Raw genomic sequence first — 19,224 nt, forward strand, 5'->3', positions numbered from 1 at the left:
TGCTATACCGTGGGGCTGATATTTTCCACTCCATAAGATCGTCCTCCTTTCCGTTTTAGTTCACTCGAAAAAGCTCGCCGATTGATGAACGAGCGTGAATTTATTTTATGTTAAATTACATTAACACGGTGTGAATACGATAGCAGTTGGTTCAGCAAATACGGGAACTGTAGCAATTAGCGAATGAGTTTTTACGTCAATTACTGAAACATTATTACTACCAGCATTTCCGACATAGGAGGTTTTCCGTCGGATGTAAAAGAAACAAAACGTTGTTAGCTATCCACTCCGACTACTGCTATGATTGAATGGGTTTTAGTACCAATGACCGTGATGGTATTTCCATTTCGAGTAACTACATACACAAATTTACCATTCGGTGTAATTGCTACGTTATCAGGTCGATTATTTATGTTACCTACTTGGGTTGTATTTATAACTGAGTGAGTTTTTACATCTATTACCGAACTGTGCCAATATTATTTTGGTTTTCACTTACACATAAACGAGTTTCCCATCAGGGGTAATTGCAACTTTCGACCAGTACTCTTGCTATAACGGAATGTGTTTTAATATCGATGACTGTTACCGAATTAGTACCGGAACCACCGTTAATATACGCAAGCTTTACGTCCGGTGTGACCGCTATATTGGTAGGTAAACCACTAACTGTAAACCTTGCAATCTCGCAATGTGTATTCACATCAATCACAGAAACATTACCGGTTGAAGTTTCGTTAACAACGTAAGCCCGTACCATCGTCCGACCTATGTCCTTTCTAGCAGTGTATGCGAGAGTAAAGTCAAAGTGATTTTTTGAATACGCACAGTTTCTTCGTCAGATAAAGGCTTTTGGTCGGGGGGGCTTGGGAGTCAGTCGTTTTCCCTTTGCAGCCTCACTCCAATTCGTGTATATCGCTGTATACGTCATTCGCTTTTAATTTGTATAATAGGAGCTATAGGAACCAATACGCGCTCATAACCGTTGATATGATAGTGTTTCTAACGCACGAAAATATATCAATTATACACGATTTTATACATCGTTGATTTGAAGACATTTGTGGCGTATCGGTCGTCCATTACTACGCTAAAATAGTGCATACGATTAACCTTCTTTTTTAAGTTAAAAGTGTAGATGTACCACGCGTCGGGCTCGGCTTGCAGACCTAACTACACGGTTCTGTCATTCCATCAATATCTATATCTACAGCTAAATTTTCCCCACTCAAAACCATTATGTCTATTTTAGTTACATTTAAAAATGAAAACATTTTGTGAGCGGTAGTGTCAACCTCGTTTAAATTTAAAGTTATAGGCTGTATAACACCATTTGAAGTAAAATTAATAATTACCTCTGCTACACCCACTAGGTCTGTTAGATCTTCTCTTAAAACGACCTCACCATGAAATCCAACTGCTCTGCCGTTGTATACTTCCACCAAATTATTAGTCACACTATTTAAGCCAGTATTTGTGGTACCTATATCGTCGGCAAGTAGCTGACACGGACAATCGCATTGCGTTACTTTTTCAACTGCACTATAGCCTATACTGCCCCTTTTACACGGTTCTGTCATTCCATCACAAGTTACACACACATCCAGATTCTCACCAGTCATAACATTCACTTCTATTTTAGTTACATTTAACAACGAAAATATTTTGTTAGTGTTTCTAGAAGATAGATCTAATGTTATAGGCTGTACAATACCGTTTGATGTAAAATTAATTATTACAATCCCGACACCCATAGGTACTCCCGATTCCGACGTTAATTCGACCTCACCTTGCAATCCAACTGGCCTACCGTTGTATACTTCAGCCGTATTATTAGTTGTATCATTCATATTCCTGTTTAAAGTAATTATATTATCTACAATCAATAAACACGGACAATCACACGTTTTTTCCTTACCAGTAGCACTCCCGCAACATGTACTTACTTTCTTGTATTGACCCATTGTTATTCCTCCACAATCACAGATTAATAAAGTATATTATGCCAATATTTATTACCGTGATTGGACGTAAAACCGAAATAACTACACTTACATTTGCTTATGTCCTGTCTACTATTCTATCGATAAGCGATAACCCTATTCATCCTCCTCTTTACCGCCCTTAAACCGCTTGATCTACCTACGCTTTACTACATTATCCTGCATACAATTAACCTTCTGATTCAAGGCGAAAAGGTTGGGCTTGCAGGCTTAACTACATAGCTCTGTCATTCCATCGAGAGATACAAGTACATTTAGGTCCACTCCACTCATAACTATCACTTCTATTTTGGTTACATTTAGGAATGAAAAAATTTTACTAGAGATACTGCCTACACCATTTAATTTTAAGGTTATAGGCTGTATAATACCATTTGAAGTAAAATTAATAACAACTTCACCCATCCCAGTAGGAGTTGTTATGCCATCTTTTAACTCTGCCTTACCACGTATTCCAACTGCTCTACCGTTGTATACTTCTGCTATATTATTATTCGTACTATTTAAACCGTTATTTTGAGCACTTATAACATCCGCGAGCAATTGACACGGACAATCACACGTTTTTCCTTCCTTGATTGTACTCCCGCAACAGGTACTCACTTTTTTATATTGACTCATCGTTCGACCTCCGCTATCACAGTTTAATACGGTATATTATGCCGGTATTTATAACCGTGATTGGACGCAAAAACGAAACAACTACACTTACATTTCCATATGTCCTGTCTACTATTCTATCGATAAGCGAAAACTCTATTCATCTCCTCTTTACCGCCCTTAAACCGCTTGATCTTCTCTTTAATATCCCACACACTCAACGTTTTGTTACTGTCTCGGAATCCAGTTATCGGAGTTTTCCGGGTTCAAGTTTTCGCGGAAATATTCGTATGCAAAGTAAAGCAAGTCGCGTTCGCCACGGTGAATTCGGTTAAAACGCTCTAGCTTTTCGATTAGTTCGAAGTAGTCTTGCACAATTTCGACCGGCATATCTTCGGCTGAATTATACTCAGCGTCAATTAACGTGATAATTTCGTTTATTTCTTCAATTTTGTGCTGGCGCTCATCATAATCTAGCCATTCGCCATTTTCCTACGCCGTAAGATCGTCCTCCTTTCCGTGTTAGTTCACGCGAAAAAGCTCGCCGGTTGATGAGCGAGCGTGAATTTAGTTTAGGTTAGATTATATTAATCCGGTGTAAATGCAATCGCCTCAGGACTTGTTCCAACATCAACGGTTGCGATTACTGAATGCGTTTTTACATCAATAACACCTACCGTTGCATCACCTTCATTACCAACATAAGCTAACTTTCCCTCCGGACTGAACTCTACGAAACGGAGGTTATCATCTATTTGAACTGTAGCTATAATCGATTGTGTTTTTACATCGATGGCAGTAATCGTATTTCCGTCACGAGCATCTACATAAGCAAGTTTCCCGTCAGGTGATATCGCTATATTACTTGGACTGTCGCCCGGATTAGCTACCGGTAGTGTAGCGACAACGGAGTGCGTTTTCACGTCGATTACTGTGACAGAGCCACTTGTTGAATTATCGCCTTCATTTACGACATATGCGAGTTTCCCGTCCGGAGTAAATCTAATATTAATCGGATCTTCTTCCACTCCAACAGTTGAAATAACTGAGTGTGTCTTTGTATCGATAACTGACACATTTTCATCATCTTGGCATACTACATAAGCTAGTTTCCCATCAGGTGTAAAAGAAATGGCTCTTGGATCTTCACTAACATTGATTGTCGCTATCATACTATGAGTCTTAACATCTATAGCAGCTACAGAAGAAACACCACCAACGTCTTCACGATCACATACGTAAACTAATTTCCCATCAGGGCTGATTGCTATAGATTCAAGTTGTCCTCCTATATCAACAGTATCAATGACAGTATGAGTTTTCGTGCTAACCACTGACACACTTGCATCACCTTCGATTACTATATAAGCAAGCTTACTATCCGGAGTAAAAGCGATACCTACGGGCGAAACTCCTACTTGAATAGTTGCAATAACCGAGTGTGTTTTCGTATCAATAACTGACACGCCACTAACCCCTAATCCACTGAAAGTAACATAAGCTAGTTTCCCGTCAGGTGAAATTGCGATATTATCTGGGCCCGGTCCCACCAAAACGGTAGCAATTACGGAGTGTGTTTTCGTATCAATAACGGAAACGTTAAAGGAACTAGCATTCATTACATAAGCCAGTACCATATCGTACCGACCTCCTTACAATCGTTTTTACCAATGTATGCGAGTTAAAGTCAAAGTGATTTTTTGAATCCGCACTGTTTTTCGATCAGATGAAGGCTATTCGCTAAGGTGGCTTTGGGGTCAGTCGTTTTCCCCTTGCGACCACACTCCGATTTGTGTATGTCGCTGTATACGTCATTCGTTTCTAGTTTACATAATAGCAACTATAGGAACCAACATACGATCACATGCGTTGATATGACAGCGTTCCTAACGCATGTAAATTTATCAGATATACACTATTTTATACATCGTTGATATGACCGCGTTTCTAGCTTGTCGAACTCCCTTTACTCGCTAAAATAGTGCATACAATTAACCTTCCGTTTTAAGGTGAAAGTGTTCGAGGTACCGCGCGTCAGGTTCGGCTTGTAGACTTATTTACTTACAAGGCTCATTCACTGCTCCCCAACGCATTAACCCTTCTACAGGGTCCGTACCAGCCACAAACACTACTTCAATTCTAGTTACATTATCGCATGTGAAAAATTTGTTAAATTGATTGGCATTTAAAGTTATAGACTTGTTTAATGTACCATTTGAAAAAAAGTTAAATACGACTACATCATTCAAGTTTAATGTTGCTAAAGTTAATAGCACCGTACCTACAATTCCAATTGCTTTTCCATTATATAATTCCGATGTTGTATTGACGCTATCTACCGAGAAATTTGAAGTAATATCACCAGTAAACAATAGACAAGGACAATCGCACGCTTTTTCATCCTTTACGATTGTACTTCCACAACACGTACTTACTTTCTTATACTGAGACATCGCTAAACTTCCATAATCACAGATTTACGATATAATATGCTCGTATTTTTACCCTGATTGGACGTACGACCTCAACCGACATCAAGTTCACCCTACAATTCCGCTATCTATTCGTCAGTGTCTACCGTTTGCTTAAACCGTTCGATCTTCACTTTCACATCCGACATACTAACGCCTTCCTCTTTATCTATCGAATCGATTTCGACCTTCTCCGTTAACTACTATGCACCTGAAACAACGTCCTAAACATCGCAGCATTACTATCCTTGATTATGTGATCGGGTATATCGACTCCATTACTTCCGGTAATCTATCGACTGTATTGCGCATAATCTGACGATGTAATTCTTCATTAAAGTGATCGAGCTTACGCCATCCTTTGTTATGTACGTTCTGTAACGCCTACCTCTTCGGCTATTTCAGCGTACTTCATTCCGTTTCTTTTCGGCATTGCTAATATCGTAATTGCCGTTATTTGTGCTTTTGTTAAATTCCGTACCATACTTAACGCCCTCCTTTCCGTAATACTTTGCGAATACATACCGATTTAATAAGTTCAAAACCATTGTGCCGCTTTTCGCCTTGCTCAAGTCATCACTGTCCATTAATACCTTTCCTCGCCGATAATTTAATAACCAGCGATAAAGAGGACAGCGACGAATGAGAGAAACGAATGAGGCGCAATCTTAGTCGGTAGACAAAGATTAAGATATATTTCCGCTCCTAATCGCTACATCCCTTGTCGCTCTATGTGTGAACCCCGTTTTTGGTTGTGCGAATAAGATCACACTTTTGGCTGATTTGTGTGAATAAGGTCACAGTCATTATAATTTACGTTATTCTAATTGAGAATCAACGCCATTTCTTCACGTTAAAACATGGTGAGTAATGTATCGTCCGGCTTCTTATTCTGATGATAAAACACGCTAGGATTAAACGTGTATCGCTCCGGCTCACTACCAACTTTAATCCTCGCACCCTGCTTGCGTTAACCTTTCACAATATAAAAAGCTGACCGTATTAACGATAAGCAAATACTCTCCAACTCCCGAAGTGCCTGCGTTGCTTTCTTTGCTTCACGTTGAATAGCCCTTAACCCAGCAATAACATCAGACACCTCAACGTTTAATTTCACTGTGAATTCGCCAACTTCGCGCTGTGTTTGCGCCATGTTAGATTGACTCCTTTTTCGGAATCTAAAAAAGCCAACCACGCTGAATGCGATTAGCTGTAAAACACCAAAATATTTACTCAACCGTCTAATCAAAACGAATTAATTAACCATACAATACCGCAAACAAACTATGAAATGAGGTAGAATAATGAGCGCGTATGTTTCAAAATCATCATGTTGCGGTAGTACTGTATCTACAGCCAAAGAACAAACTGCTTGTTGTGATTGTCCAGTAATTACCGACCAATGCTCAGGGAGAATTGAACGAGAGTGCGGTAGTCCAACATTTTCCTTTTTTAATGGAAATACTATAGGATCTGTAAACGGTACAATTAACATAGAACCTACTACAACGTGTGAAATACTGATAGTAGTAACCTCAAACGGGATGGATTTTCCTTTAGGTCCTTGTATTGAAGGAGATGTTATATGCATCTCATATAGAAACGTCACTCAAATAACTCTAACATGTACTAATGGAAGTACAGGAGAAATTTGTGTGATAAATTATAACTTTACTATCACTGAAAGATGTATATCTAACACTGTTGTTTCAAGCAGTCCTTTGAGATAGCGTTAACTCGCGCACTGACCGCCTCCTTTAACTAATATTGACCAATCGCTCTCAGACAAAATTATCTTCGTTGAGGACGACCATTTTAAGACGCGTATTAATAGTCACTGGAGATAATCCGACTTCCCTGCCTTTACTGGCTTTATATTTATGATCTTCAAATTTCACTAGTCTTTCACGCATAAATACAATATAGTCTCTAATGGTATCTTCCGTAATACACTTTATATTTCGATCAATTCCGTTGCGATCTAAATAATCAAAAAAAAAAACCCTAGTTGTGATCGTACTATTTTAGAGTTTTCTCCGCACGGCCTTCGGCTATTTTAATCACTTTTAATCGTGAAAACAATTCTTCTAAATCGTTGATAGATTTCTTTTGCCCGATTACTCTTGCGTTTTTAGTAGCTTTACCACGTCGTTATGTTGCCTTAATATTCGTCTCCTTTAAGTAAATTAACTAAACGAATATGATGGATAAATACCTCTACAGCACCGCTACCTTGCGGGTTAATGGGAGCGTAACCCTGCGACTAAGCCAAAGCACAAGTCAATGGAAATAAAAAACGCTAGAACCTTTGAGTTATCAAGGATCCTAGCGTTAGGATGATTCCGACTGGTCTCGAACCAGCGACCTCTACCCTGTCAAGGTAGCGCTCTCCCAGCTGAGCTACGGAATCACAATATATTGTCGTGAATAATTAATATAATAGCTTGATATATTTGAAATGTCAATATCTTTTCATGACTTCAACTCAACGACCTCTTATTAATTGTTGGTTTTCGAATTAAGTAACTTACATACACAACTATCCTTGGAGAGTTCATTTCTTTTGAAAAACTATGTTCAATATATTAAATCCTTTCTTACTATGATTATTTGGTGACAAAAATATAAAATTTTTGGATAAAAACCTTTTTATTTTAATTTGATCGTGTGTGGGACTCCTTTATGAAAAGTTGACTCCCTATTGTTACGAAAATATGTTCTCTGATCTTACAGAAAATAAGGGCTAGATGTAACCTTAAGTTCCATAATACCATTTATCAAAAAATGACTACCCTTACGTCGATGAAAAACATGACTGATATCAGGTTGAAGCTCTATTTATGTCTACAAAGGTATGTATTTATTTGGTTGTGATGATGTGGACTATGGACGATTTGACCTTACATAGATGAAAATGAAGGATTTTGCTTCGTGTAGAAGTACAAACTAAAACAGCATATCAATGTAAGAAAAACATTTTCACTTATTGCAGATAATACTAAATCAAATTATATAGCCTTTATTAAGAACAATGCTTTTATAACTTATTTTCACAAAAACTCAATACGTTAAATGAATCTCATACAAAGAAAACATGTTCTTCTTGCTTACCTTATTAGAAAAATAATACAAAATGAAGAAAAAGAATAAATCAAGTCCAAAGGTTTCTTCCTTATCAAAATACATAAAATCTTCATAAATTTACGCTATTATAAACTATAATAAGGAGGTTAAAATATGATGGAGAAATGGAATAGGAGAACGTTTTTAAAAAACGGTACTAAAGGTACTCTTGGTATGTTAACGCTTGCTGTTGTACCAATAAGCCTGACTGCATGTAATAATGAGGAAACAATAGATACTAGTTCTTTAGCAAAATTAGGCTTGTTAGATGATATAAAAAAAGGTCCTTTTCCTAAAAAAATAAATTACTCAACAACTATTAAAGATGCATGGGTCGAACAAAAAAGAGAAGGATTTGTGTATGTAAATGTTGATCCTGAGAATGCGAATAACCTATTAATTATGTCTCCTGTATGTACTCATTTGGGCTGTATTGCTGGTGAGGTTAGCGATGATGAAAAAAGTGAAAGTAGTAAGGAACTAACATTTTATTGTCCTTGTCACGGCGGAGAATACGATGAATTCGGTATAAATATTGGCGGTCCACCTCCACGTCCTCTTGACATCTTTCAACCCATTATACAAAACAATGAAGTATATATACCAGTACTAAGTAGCACAGAACGTACTTAAGTTTTCAAAAGGATGTTTGGTTAATCTAGTAAAACTCAACTTAGTTCCCATTTCCAGTAATTTATGAAAAGAGCCTTTAAAAACCAACAACTAATTGTCGTAGGTGAAGTTATGGAAATTCTAAAGAAATTAATTATAATTATTGTTGTATCGTTAATCCTTCATTCGGCTTGGGAATTCCTACAGTGTGGGATTTTTTATAATATGTCTTCGATGTCAATTGTTGAGCCACTCATGTGGCAAGCAATATTTGGAGACGTTAATATGACAATTCTTTTATTTCTTTTACTAACCTTTATTCATGGAAATGATAAATGGATATTAAATAAATTGAACAAAGTCACTTATATAATCATTTTCTTATATGCGTTAGCTTTAAGTTTTTATTTTGAAAGTTCAGCACTGTATACTAAAAGATGGTCTTATTCAGAATATATGCCGTTAGTATTAAATACGAACATTGGACTTTTACCAGTTATTCAATTACTTGTTCTTTTCCCTCTAACCTTCACCATTAGCAGATTTATACTAAAAAAATTGAAAAGTGGGAGTTGACTACAATCAATCCTCACTTTTCAATGAGACCGATTTCTATTTTTCCACAATAATAGTCCCAACCATTCCTGCTTGTTCATGCCCGGGAACACTACAATAGATTTTAAATTCTCCCTCTTTTAAAGGTATAAATTGGATTCTACTGCTTTGCTCAACATCTACATTCATATGAATTGCTTCATTTTCACCATCAGCTGACACTACCTTAACACCAAATATTTTATCGATGAAAGACACTTCATCAGGGTGTGCATCCATTTCATCCATATAAGTTATTTCAATGTCCATATCGTAAGCATTTAAATCATGGAAAACCTTACCTTCATTTATTAAAATAAATTCATATTCTGTGTCTTTTGTTAAAGTAATCTTTTCAGGATTAAATCCCATTTCAAATGCTGAAATTTCTATTACTTTGTCGTTACTAACAGCTTCATCAGATGACGCAGTTTCAGTTTTATCAGCACTTTCTGCATCATCGGTGTTTTCTGTAACCTCAGTGTCTTCTATATCCTCAGTGTTTTCCGCATTCTCAATTTCACTAGATTCTTGTTGACTACTAGTTTCACTGACTTTTTCATTAGAAATTTCCACGTCCTTTTCAACAGAAACCTCTTTATCTTGTACTGTTGAACACCCTACTAGAAACACTACAATTATGAAACTCGAAATAATGTAATGAATAAGATTTTTATTTTGCTTCATTTTCTACCCTCTTTCATCGAAATTATATTTTTTTCACATTATTATTATAATTTGAATTGAATTAATAGTCTGTTAACCATATGGATAACAAACTAAAAAAAAGGAGTATTATTACTACTCCTTTTTTTAGGTCATTTAGCCTATATATCCTTTAGTATTCCTGCTTGAGCTGCTTTAGCAACTGCTTGAGTTCGATTAGTAACATGTAATTTGGCAAGAACATTTTGCAAATGTTTTTTCACGGTGTGGGGGCTTATATAAAGAAAATTACCAATATCTTTATTTGTATACCCTTTCGAAACAAGTTCTAAAATTTCCTTTTCTCGGTCGCTTAAATTATTAATTTCTGATGAAGCTTCAACTTTAGTTGAAATAATCGAAAACTCTTGTAATATTTTATCAGCCAACCCTTTGGTAAAAGGAGGATATCCTTCGTATGCCAATTTAATATAAGAAAATAATTCTTCCATGTTGAGGTTTTTTAACAAATAACCATTTGCACCATTTTTTATAGCATTAAACAAATCATGCTCTTCATCGGATATTGTTAGCATAATAATTCTTACATTACTATTGAATGTTCGAATTTGTTTCGAGGCTTCTATGCCGTTTTTTTCTGGCATTTGAATGTCCATCAGTATTACATCAGGATTCAATTTTCGTGTCAATGAAATGACTTCCAACCCATCGCCTGCTTCACCTACTACCTCAAACTCAGGTTGTATGTGTAGTAATTGGACAAGTCCTTTTCTTAATACTTCATAATCATCACACACTAATATTTTTATTTTTTTCATTGAATCACCTATCTATTGGTATAATTAATTCCACAGAAGTACCTTGGTTTAATTTTGAATCAACTTTTATATTTCCTTGGATTAATTTTGCACGTTCATGAATCGTTTTTAAACCGTACTTTTTATCCATTTCCCCAAGATTTTCAAAACCTATCCCATTATCTTTGATTTGAATGTGGATTTCTTCATTAATTTTAAGTAAGCTCACTTTTACACTTGTTGCTTGAGCATGTTTATTAATATTATTGAACACTTCTTGTAAAATACGTAGGATATGCATTTTCACAAGAGGGGTTACATATTTTACATCTTTCAAAATCCCAATTTGTTCAAACTGAACATCTACCCCTAATTGTTCCATGTATTTTCTTCTATACAAATCTATTAGTTTAAATAAGGACAATTCGGTATCTTTTGATAAGCGAAGTTCAAATAAGTACTGTCTAATTTCATTATAGGTGGAATTAATTAGTTCATCCAATTGATATAAACTTGAGGAAAATTGATCTTTATTTAAATGATCTTCTGACGTTTTAGCTTTAATATATTCAAGTAATATTTTCATACTACTAATTGCTTGGGCTAATCCATCATGCATCTCTCTGGATAATCGTTCTCTCTCTTCAACAATTGCAATTTCTTTTATTTTTTCATATTGAAAGACATTCTCCAAGGAAATAGATAAAGTATGTAGAACATTAGTCAATACTTCATTATTAGGAGTATCGGAATTCTGTAATATGAGGTATCCAATGACTTCTGATTTATCTTTAGTTTGCAGCTTTAAAAACATTAAAGAAGAATCACTATTTTTTGTAACTTCTACTTTTTCTCGGTACAAAGATAGGATAGAATTTTTATCAACTTTTCCTGTGGATACTACAGTTGGGTTTGATAGATCATTGTAATTGAGAATAAGTAAACTGCTACTATTACAACCCAATAAATTATTAACAATCGTTAGTGCATTTTGAAATACAATATGTTTATTCGATGTTAAACGTCCTAAAGATATAATTATCTTCGATAGCTTAAATAAGTTCTCAGATTGGTATTGTTTTTTAGCTGTTTCTGTATATAAAGCTATTATTGTTGCCTCTAATTCTTTTTGAGAAGATAAGTCTCTAACTGTTAAAGCAATTTTATTCCTTAATGAATGATCGCTATATATTTTAGATGCTGAAATACTTATGGGGATTTCATCGCCATTCCTTTTTATTAGCTTTCCATAATACAATTTATTGAAATTATCAATTAAACCTTCTTCAATCCAAATCAAGTCGTTTAGATGTAAAGGTTCGATGGTATCCCTTCCACTCATAGTTATTGCACCTTGATTCATATGTTCCAACCGCATTTGTTCATTGAACAGGAAAATACCATCTATACTACTATCATAAAGAGCTTTTGCTTCTTTTTCTTTTTCATATTTCTTTTTCTCAAGTTTGGATAGGTTATTAAAAAAATAGATGGATATAAAAACAATTCCCATTATAAAGATAGATGAAGAAATGACTATATCTGCATAATAGGATAATCGATGTATGATAAATTTATGACGGATTAGTTCATAAATTACGATTAGGGAGCTTGTAATAGCTATAAAAGAAATCTTAAACCTTGAGTAGCTCTTCAATTTTCCTTCCCCTTTTTAGGATGTTTTCGCATATTGTTGTTTTTCGTACTAATAAAAAAGCATTTAATTTGTGTCCTCTTTTCTTCCTACTTAAAGACTATCAACTAAAAATATAAAACGTAACTATTAAGAAAGCAAAAAGCCTTTTTTTATAACTATAACTGATCAATAATGCTAAAACAATTAGTAATCTGATCTATTAAAACTTCCAATAACTATTGTAGTCCACTTTCCAAAGGACCAGACCATTGGTTCATACCACCATTTAAATTCCCTACCTGTTTATAACCTTTATCTATCAAAAACTGACTGCTGTCTGCTCCCATGCGTCCAGAGTGACAAATAAAAATAATCTCTTTGTTTGCATCTAGTTCTGTGTAACGATTCCTAATGTCGTTAAAAGGTATATTGATGGATCCTGGTATATGATTGTTTTGATAAAGCTCTACTTCACGCAGGTCAACTAGAATAACATCGTCTTTTTCCATAGCATTAACTACCTGGTCTTGTGATAATGAATTCCAGGAAAGTTCGCTTGTATAATTTACCCCAATGTTTTCATTTTTAGAATTAAATAAAAATTCCCCAACAGTGCCTAAAATAACTAAAACAAACAGCACTATCAGGATCACTCTGATTCCCTTTTGGTTCATACTATCACTCCTTTTTAAGGTTGGATTCTTTTCATGTAATTATCAACATCCTGTTGAGTCATTTCACCAACTATTTTATCTATTACAATCCCATCTTTGTCTATTAAAAAAGTTACTGGAATAGGCCCAATATTGTAGGCATTAAGCACCTGTTCATCTTTATCTAATAAAATTGGAAATGTTAAATTGTATTGATCAACAAAAGATTGAACTGTTAATTTAGGCTCTCCTACATCCACTGCTAGCACCTCTACACCGGTGTCCTTATAATATTGATAAGAATTTTCTATAAAAGGCATTTCTTTTTTGCATGGTGGACAATATGTAGCCCAGAAGTTTAGAAATACTCCTTTACCAGCTAACTCGCTAAGCTGGACAAAGTCTCCTTCCAATGTGACCAATTTAAAATCTGGTGCTTTCTTACCTATAATAGCAATCTCTCCTTTTTCACTAGAAAAATTGGAGTACAATACATACCCTATAGCTAACACAAATCCTAACAAAATTAACCCTCGTAAAATAGTCCTTATACGCTTGTTCATCGCAGTTACCTCCTAACCGATTTATGCATATGAATGTAAACCTGCAATGACTAGATTTACTACAACTAGATTCAGCATAATGATAATAAAACCGATAACTGCTAACCAAGCCGATTTCTTCCCTTGCCACCCTTTTGATAATCTTAAGTGCAAGTATGCTGCATAAAACAACCATGTAATTAAAGCCCATACTTCCTTTGGGTCCCATCCCCAGAACCTAGTCCATGCTTCTTGTGCCCAAATCATCGCAAATATTAATGCACCTAGCGTAAAGATAGGAAATCCTATTAATACAGAACGGTATCCTATTTCATCCAGAAGGTCAGCACGGACATTCTTAAGCTTTGGTTGAATGAAAGCACCTATTCTTTTTCTTAATATTAATCTTGTTATAATATATAGACTCAATCCACTTAATAACGCCCACAATAAGGAATTCAACTTTCTTGGTGCATTCACCCCATTCATCCAATAAGGAGCATCAACTAAAGCACCATATGAATTGTTAGATTCTTCAAGGGTTCCGTTTGGAGGGCCTACGATCGCTGGCATCGTGTATGTAATCGTTGTTTCTACATCTGTTTCGCTGACCCAACTATAGTTAGTTTCATAGTTCATTGTATTAAATATTAAAGTAACACCAGCGAAACCAATTGTACTTAGTAAAGCATACATGACTAGCTCTAAGAATACTGTTTCTTTTGTCGTCTTATGTTGATTAACTGCTTTTATTAGAAAAATCAAACCTGCCACGAAACTAATCGCTAAAACACCTTCACCTAACGCAGCAGTTGTCACATGTATTTTTAACCAGTAGCTTTGCAAGGCTGGTACAAGCGGTTGCATGTTATCAGGAAAAACACTGGCATAAGCGATGATGATCATAGCAATAGGTAAAGCAAAAACACCTAATATACTTGTTTTATATACTAGATATATAATAATGAATGCTAAAACTATCGTTATCCCAAAAAACGTCATATACTCAAACATGTTACTGACAGGAGCATACCCAGAGGCGATCCACCTCAAGACAAAATATGAAACCTGAAATATGAAACCAACAATAGTCAATATAAATGCGATTTTTTCTATTTTTGATAATTTTGTATCCTTATTTTTATGCGTTTTAAAAGATGCAGAAAATAAAATGGTTGCGATAAAGAATATAAAAAACGAGATTCCTAATAATTGACTACTTAGCTGAAACATTCTCTTCCTCCCCGTTCTTCCCTCTTGTCCTTTTTTCTAGCTGATCTATTGGAACTGAAATACATGTATTATGAAGTGTTTTTTGTAGCTCTTTTTGAAAGCTAAACCACCCTTTATTCGTATGACCAGCAACCCATAATTCATCACCGAATCGCTGAAGCCATATTCTTCGATGCTGCCAATAACTACCTTGAACAAGTCCAACCATAAAAATAAATCCACCTAAGCCAATAATACCTAATGTTAAATCTTTACGGATTGTAAGTGCGGTAACATTTCTGGTCTTAACCCCCGCAAGTTCAATTTTATAATTATTTTCACCTAACGGTTCAAGGTTTTGACCAATGGATAGGAAACTTACCTCATCTTCGGATGAATTTGGACCAATAACATTAAAAGCAAAAGCAGGATTATTCGGGACCTTTGATTTTGTGATTGGGCCATTTTCACCAAGCTCATAATCAGGTAAATAACTCATAATCTCTACAGCTATTGTTTCATTAATCTGATACTTAGTTATTGGGTTTACTAAGTCAACAGTAAATTTTCCAAAGGATTCTCCAGATGCTTTATCAGTTACGGCAAAGTCAAAGCTTTCAAACTCATTTTGCTTATAGCTTACTTGGTATAGTGCATAGTTATCTATTTCAAGAGGATAATTAACTCGAATTTGTTCACGCTTAATTTCCTCTAAATCGGGTTCCACACCTGGTATACTTGAACCAGTATTCTTGAACAAAATAGCATTCGTTTGATAGTTTTTTGGAACTACTCCTCCTGCATTGTTTATCGCTTCTTTATATTTCGGATCATTCTCATCATAAAATTCAAGAATAAATTTCTCATTTTTGATATAATACTCTCCATTTGTTCCAGGCACTTCTTTTGTTTCGCCATCACGCAGCCAAACTACTTCATCTAAATAAAAGCCAGGGACAAAACGAAGCATCCCCCCAAATAATACGATGATTAATCCTATATGATTAACATACGGACCCCAACGAGAAAACCTACCTTTTTCTGCAAGAAAATTATCCCCATCTTTTCTAACTGTATAACGTGATGATTGTAAACGTTCTAGAACATGCGTATAATCAACATCCTTTTCTTCTATATAAGTAATGCCCAATAATCTTTGCTTTTCTAAAAACTTCACATGCTTTGTCACTCTTTGATTTTTTAATTGTTTATATAATGGGATTACTCTATCTATACTTGCTACAGTAAGAGAAATACTTAACAAACCAATTAAGAGTAGGTACCACCATGAATTGTATAGATTATTAAAGCCCAACTGGTAATATACGTCTCCTAAAACCCCATACTCTTGTTTGTAAAAATCTGAAGGTGGAATATTAGGTGGTATGTATATTTCTTGAGGGAAAATGGTTCCTATTATTGATGCGAGAAGCAAAAGTATGATTAACCAAACCCCGACTTTCACGGAAGAAAAAAACTGCCATGCTTTGTCTATTGGTGTTTTATTATAGACTTGTGACCTTCTTGCCGTTCCTTCGTATCGCATATTAATCAAATTTGTTGCGCTCTCTTTTAATGGATTCCCACATCGACTACAAAGCTCTGTTCCTACCTGATTTTGCTCCCCACACTCACATAACTTTCCTACCATAAACAACCTCCTGTTTATTACCTTGCTCGTTATTGTAATGTACCAATAAAATTTAAAGATTTTATGAATATAAGAAAAAAAACGCTGTATTTATCAGCGCTTTTAGGTTACTTTTTTTACGATTATTTATAGTCATTCCTAATGCTTCTTTCTCATTCGTTACTTCTATTAAAAAATTGACTATTGTCATTGATCATTTTCCTACCCTATGATTATGTGCATGTGAAAGGTCCTAAACAACAATAAGAGTCTCTACAATTTCGAATCCCCATACAATCCACATTATAAGGAAATACTTTTATTTTGATTTTATTACTATAAATACGGAAAAAATCATGAGAGGACATAACACAATTAAACAAATTTCAAATAATGTCTTAAAATAATCAAGAATACTTGTCGGCTTAATTAAAGTTGTTACTACAATGGAAAAACAAATAATTCCTAATAAAATTAATACTCCAGGTATAATTAAGTTCTTCTTCATGAAGCGCTATCCCTTTCAATCGGCAACGAAATACTAATAGTTGTGCCCTTGTTTATTTCGCTTGTTACCTTAACCTCTCCGTTCAACAATTCAATAATATTTTTTACGATCGCTAACCCAAGACCTGTTCCACCCATAGTACGTGAACGCGATTTATCCACTCTATAAAATCTATCAAATATAAATGGAATATCCGCTTCTGGTATACCAATACCTGTATCCTTAACATCAACCAAACATTTATCACGTTCAGTTTTAACAATTACTTCAATCTCACCTTGATTTGTGTAGCGGATGGCGTTGTCTAGAAGATTAATAAACAGCTGTTCTAGCTTGCCTCCATCTGAATAAATAAGAGGCGTATGCTCGTTGAAAAATGTTTTAACTAATAATTTTTTTTTCTTTGCGTGAATGCTTGTTTTATAAACTGCAGACTCAACTATTTCCTCTATATCAACCCATTCAGTGTATACGTCTACTTTTCCTAATTCCATTTTTGAAAGGTCAAATAAATCCTCAACAAGTCTTGTTAACCTAGTTGTCTCTACTTCTATAATTGATAAATATTCATTTCTTTCGTGTTCATCCATGTATAGATTATTTTTTAATGCTTGGGAATACCCATGTAAATAAGATAACGGTGTACGAAGCTCATGAGCTATATTTGCAAAGAATTCTCTTCTATTTGTTCTAAATGAATCCAGTTCAGTTGCAAGGTCATTAATGGCTGATGATAATTTACCAATTTCATCAGATGAATGTACATTAACTCGTGTCTTTAGCTTCCCTTTGGCTATTTCTCTCGTAGCTTTTTCCATTAATAGAAGCGGATTGGATAATTTTCGAGTGACAAAATAAGTAATTCCTATACCTATTAATATTGCTCCGAGAAGAGCGATAAACAATAATGAACGGACTTGAGAAATGGATTTATGTATATCATCAACGGAAGATAACACAAAAACACCTCCCAAAAATAGATTATTTGAAAAAACAGGACTCCCAGACGCTAAAAAATGAGTATTATCATTCCGATATTCTATATCTGTATCATAACCATCACGAAGAGTTGATAAATCATCGGTTGATAGATACCCTCCCCCAATGAGTGCTACAGTCTCTAAAGAACTAAAGATAACTTGTCCATTTTCATCAACAACAATGATCTCAGTATTTGTTAGAAACGATAACTGTTGAAGTAATTCAATGATTGTCTCATCCTGAATGTTATTAAGAGAAGACGCATAACGTATAGAAAGTTCGTGAATATTGTCATGTACTTGTTTATAATAAAAGTCAGTAAATAAACGATCGATTACATAGACGAGGGGAATTGCTATTATAATAAATAATATAATAATTACAGAGCCAAGCTTCCAAGTAATGCTGTTAAAATTCTTCATACACTCTCGTCAGGGTTATTCAACCGGTACCCTACTCCCCAAACCGTTTTAATCGGATTAAAACTAAACTGTAGTTTCTTCATCTTTACCCTTATATTTTTAATATGTGTGTCAACCGTTCTTAGTTCAGTTGGTTCATTATACCCCCACACAGTATCTAACAGAATATCTCGTGTATACACTTTGTTTGGATGTAATGCCAATAGATGCATAAGCTTAAATTCTTTCGGAGTTAAATCAATTAGAACATTATTAATCCGAACTTCTCTACTAGTTGAGTCAATTGTCAGAACACCATTTCCAAAAATCAGGAAGCCTTCGGAATTATTTTCATGTCGGGATACACTAGAGCGACGTATCAATGCATTAACTCTTGCTTGAAGTTCTTCTGGAGCGAAAGGTTTACTTAAATAATCATCTGCTCCTATTTCTAAGCCTTTTACTCGGTCAGCTACTTCATCTCTTGCAGTTAACATTAAAACTGGAATTGATATATTTAGATTTTGTCTAATTTCTTTACAAACTTCCCATCCATCTAATTGTGGCATCATAATATCCAAAATGAGCAAGTCAAGCATTTGGTGTTTTCTTTTTACCACTGATAAACCCTCATAACCATTATCTGCTTCGTACACTTCATAATCCTTACTCAAGTGAATCTTAATAAGGTTTCTCATATTAATTTCATCATCAACAACTAGAATTTGTTTTTTCATTTGATCACCCTATTCAGCATTTTTCCCTAAAATATAAATTAGTATCTCCCGTTTTTCA

20 protein-coding genes and 1 tRNA gene are annotated in these 19,224 nt (G+C 34.9%); 2 read left to right on the top strand and 19 right to left on the bottom strand.

The genetic code is table 11. The annotated features are described in order from the left end of the window. Window positions 1–120: 120 nt before the first annotated feature. The 9 genes from V1503_RS02990 to V1503_RS03030 all read right to left on the bottom strand — a co-directional run bounded on the left by V1503_RS02990 (window position 121) and on the right by V1503_RS03030 (window position 7,484). Complete coding sequence (locus tag V1503_RS02990; RefSeq protein ID WP_410629372.1) at window positions 121–255, bottom strand: hypothetical protein; 135 nt, start codon at window positions 253–255, stop codon at window positions 121–123. Between the two features lie 262 nt (window positions 256–517). Then, the gene (locus V1503_RS02995) at window positions 518–760 is read right to left on the bottom strand and encodes a YncE family protein (protein WP_320259085.1); all 243 of its coding nucleotides are present in this window, start codon (window positions 758–760) and stop codon (window positions 518–520) included. 409 nt (window positions 761–1,169) lie between these two features. Next, the gene (locus V1503_RS03000; RefSeq protein WP_410624740.1) at window positions 1,170–1,964 is read right to left on the bottom strand and encodes a hypothetical protein; all 795 of its coding nucleotides are present in this window, start codon (window positions 1,962–1,964) and stop codon (window positions 1,170–1,172) included. 249 nt (window positions 1,965–2,213) lie between these two features. Then, window positions 2,214–2,624, bottom strand: a complete 411-nt coding sequence (locus V1503_RS03005; protein WP_410624742.1) for a hypothetical protein — start codon at window positions 2,622–2,624, stop codon at window positions 2,214–2,216. A 566-nt stretch (window positions 2,625–3,190) separates the two neighbouring features. Next, window positions 3,191–4,240: a beta-propeller fold lactonase family protein gene (locus tag V1503_RS03010; protein WP_410624744.1), complete on the bottom strand. Its 1,050-nt coding sequence runs from the start codon at window positions 4,238–4,240 to the stop codon at window positions 3,191–3,193. A 420-nt stretch (window positions 4,241–4,660) separates the two neighbouring features. Next, a complete protein-coding gene (locus V1503_RS03015; protein ID WP_214483364.1) occupies window positions 4,661–5,056 on the bottom strand; it encodes a hypothetical protein in 396 nt (131 codons plus the stop codon). A gap of 988 nt (window positions 5,057–6,044) precedes the next feature. After that, window positions 6,045–6,227 (bottom strand): hypothetical protein, encoded by a 183-nt coding sequence (locus V1503_RS03020; RefSeq protein WP_410624747.1) that lies wholly within the window; start codon window positions 6,225–6,227, stop codon window positions 6,045–6,047. 102 nt (window positions 6,228–6,329) lie between these two features. After that, on the bottom strand, window positions 6,330–6,683 hold the full coding sequence (locus V1503_RS03025) for a hypothetical protein (protein ID WP_410624749.1): 354 nt from the start codon (window positions 6,681–6,683) through the stop codon (window positions 6,330–6,332). Window positions 6,684–7,411: 728 nt separating this feature from the next. Next, window positions 7,412–7,484 (bottom strand) — tRNA-Val (locus V1503_RS03030). 827 nt (window positions 7,485–8,311) lie between these two features. On the opposite strand from V1503_RS03030, the gene V1503_RS03035 reads away from it, so the two are divergent. Together V1503_RS03035 and V1503_RS03040 are read left to right on the top strand one after the other, a co-directional pair. After that, window positions 8,312–8,830: a QcrA and Rieske domain-containing protein gene (locus V1503_RS03035; protein WP_320259092.1), complete on the top strand. Its 519-nt coding sequence runs from the start codon at window positions 8,312–8,314 to the stop codon at window positions 8,828–8,830. 111 nt (window positions 8,831–8,941) lie between these two features. Then, complete coding sequence (locus V1503_RS03040) at window positions 8,942–9,385, top strand: hypothetical protein (protein WP_410624751.1); 444 nt, start codon at window positions 8,942–8,944, stop codon at window positions 9,383–9,385. A gap of 36 nt (window positions 9,386–9,421) precedes the next feature. On the opposite strand, the gene V1503_RS03045 is transcribed toward V1503_RS03040, so the two are convergent. From V1503_RS03045 to V1503_RS03090, 10 genes are all read right to left on the bottom strand, one after another. After that, entirely contained in the window at window positions 9,422–10,090 is a 669-nt protein-coding gene (locus V1503_RS03045; protein WP_410624753.1) for a plastocyanin/azurin family copper-binding protein, read from the bottom strand. A gap of 140 nt (window positions 10,091–10,230) precedes the next feature. Beyond that, window positions 10,231–10,887: a response regulator gene (locus V1503_RS03050; RefSeq protein WP_410624755.1), complete on the bottom strand. Its 657-nt coding sequence runs from the start codon at window positions 10,885–10,887 to the stop codon at window positions 10,231–10,233. 4 nt (window positions 10,888–10,891) lie between these two features. Further along, a complete protein-coding gene (locus V1503_RS03055; protein ID WP_410624757.1) occupies window positions 10,892–12,523 on the bottom strand; it encodes a sensor histidine kinase in 1,632 nt (543 codons plus the stop codon). Between the two features lie 215 nt (window positions 12,524–12,738). Continuing rightward, window positions 12,739–13,176, bottom strand: coding sequence for a rhodanese-like domain-containing protein (locus tag V1503_RS03060; protein WP_410624758.1), 438 nt, complete (start codon window positions 13,174–13,176; stop codon window positions 12,739–12,741). Window positions 13,177–13,190: 14 nt separating this feature from the next. Beyond that, window positions 13,191–13,718: a thiol-disulfide oxidoreductase ResA gene (gene resA / locus V1503_RS03065; RefSeq protein WP_410624760.1), complete on the bottom strand. Its 528-nt coding sequence runs from the start codon at window positions 13,716–13,718 to the stop codon at window positions 13,191–13,193. A 21-nt stretch (window positions 13,719–13,739) separates the two neighbouring features. Next, window positions 13,740–14,930: a c-type cytochrome biogenesis protein CcsB gene (gene ccsB, locus V1503_RS03070; protein ID WP_410624762.1), complete on the bottom strand. Its 1,191-nt coding sequence runs from the start codon at window positions 14,928–14,930 to the stop codon at window positions 13,740–13,742. Further along, entirely contained in the window at window positions 14,914–16,560 is a 1,647-nt protein-coding gene (gene resB, locus V1503_RS03075) for a cytochrome c biogenesis protein ResB (protein ID WP_410624764.1), read from the bottom strand. Before resB ends, ccsB begins: the two co-directional genes overlap by 17 nt. 61 nt (window positions 16,561–16,621) lie before the next feature. Beyond that, entirely contained in the window at window positions 16,622–16,750 is a 129-nt protein-coding gene (locus V1503_RS03080) for a hypothetical protein (RefSeq protein WP_410624766.1), read from the bottom strand. A gap of 293 nt (window positions 16,751–17,043) precedes the next feature. After that, entirely contained in the window at window positions 17,044–18,450 is a 1,407-nt protein-coding gene (locus V1503_RS03085) for a sensor histidine kinase (RefSeq protein ID WP_410624768.1), read from the bottom strand. Further along, window positions 18,447–19,166 (bottom strand): response regulator transcription factor, encoded by a 720-nt coding sequence (locus V1503_RS03090; protein WP_410624770.1) that lies wholly within the window; start codon window positions 19,164–19,166, stop codon window positions 18,447–18,449. Before V1503_RS03090 ends, V1503_RS03085 begins: the two co-directional genes overlap by 4 nt. Window positions 19,167–19,224: the final 58 nt, after the last annotated feature.

The organism is Nanhaiella sioensis (assembly GCF_046557775.1).
In the GTDB taxonomy this organism is placed as follows: Bacteria; Bacillota; Bacilli; order Bacillales; family SM2101; genus Nanhaiella; species Nanhaiella sioensis.

Bases quoted from the DNA above. Each gene is read 5' to 3' on its own strand.
- V1503_RS03010 (WP_410624744.1), bottom strand. From the start codon at position 4,240: ATGGTACTGGCTTATGTAATGAATGCTAGTTCCTTTAACGTTTCCGTT.
- V1503_RS03035 (WP_320259092.1), top strand. From the start codon at position 8,312: ATGATGGAGAAATGGAATAGGAGAACGTTTTTAAAAAACGGTACTAAA.
- V1503_RS03090 (WP_410624770.1), bottom strand. From the start codon at position 19,166: ATGAAAAAACAAATTCTAGTTGTTGATGATGAAATTAATATGAGAAAC.
- V1503_RS02995 (WP_320259085.1), bottom strand. From the start codon at position 760: ATGGTACGGGCTTACGTTGTTAACGAAACTTCAACCGGTAATGTTTCT.
- V1503_RS03050 (WP_410624755.1), bottom strand. From the start codon at position 10,887: ATGAAAAAAATAAAAATATTAGTGTGTGATGATTATGAAGTATTAAGA.
- V1503_RS03080 (WP_410624766.1), bottom strand. From the start codon at position 16,750: ATGACAATAGTCAATTTTTTAATAGAAGTAACGAATGAGAAAGAAGCA.
- V1503_RS03000 (WP_410624740.1), bottom strand. From the start codon at position 1,964: ATGGGTCAATACAAGAAAGTAAGTACATGTTGCGGGAGTGCTACTGGT.
- V1503_RS03015 (WP_214483364.1), bottom strand. From the start codon at position 5,056: ATGTCTCAGTATAAGAAAGTAAGTACGTGTTGTGGAAGTACAATCGTA.
- ccsB (WP_410624762.1), bottom strand. From the start codon at position 14,930: ATGTTTCAGCTAAGTAGTCAATTATTAGGAATCTCGTTTTTTATATTC.
- resA (WP_410624760.1), bottom strand. From the start codon at position 13,718: ATGAACAAGCGTATAAGGACTATTTTACGAGGGTTAATTTTGTTAGGA.
- V1503_RS03060 (WP_410624758.1), bottom strand. From the start codon at position 13,176: ATGAACCAAAAGGGAATCAGAGTGATCCTGATAGTGCTGTTTGTTTTA.
- resB (WP_410624764.1), bottom strand. From the start codon at position 16,560: ATGGTAGGAAAGTTATGTGAGTGTGGGGAGCAAAATCAGGTAGGAACA.
- V1503_RS03045 (WP_410624753.1), bottom strand. From the start codon at position 10,090: ATGAAGCAAAATAAAAATCTTATTCATTACATTATTTCGAGTTTCATA.
- V1503_RS03020 (WP_410624747.1), bottom strand. From the start codon at position 6,227: ATGGCGCAAACACAGCGCGAAGTTGGCGAATTCACAGTGAAATTAAAC.
- V1503_RS03005 (WP_410624742.1), bottom strand. From the start codon at position 2,624: ATGAGTCAATATAAAAAAGTGAGTACCTGTTGCGGGAGTACAATCAAG.
- V1503_RS03085 (WP_410624768.1), bottom strand. From the start codon at position 18,450: ATGAAGAATTTTAACAGCATTACTTGGAAGCTTGGCTCTGTAATTATT.
- V1503_RS03040 (WP_410624751.1), top strand. From the start codon at position 8,942: ATGGAAATTCTAAAGAAATTAATTATAATTATTGTTGTATCGTTAATC.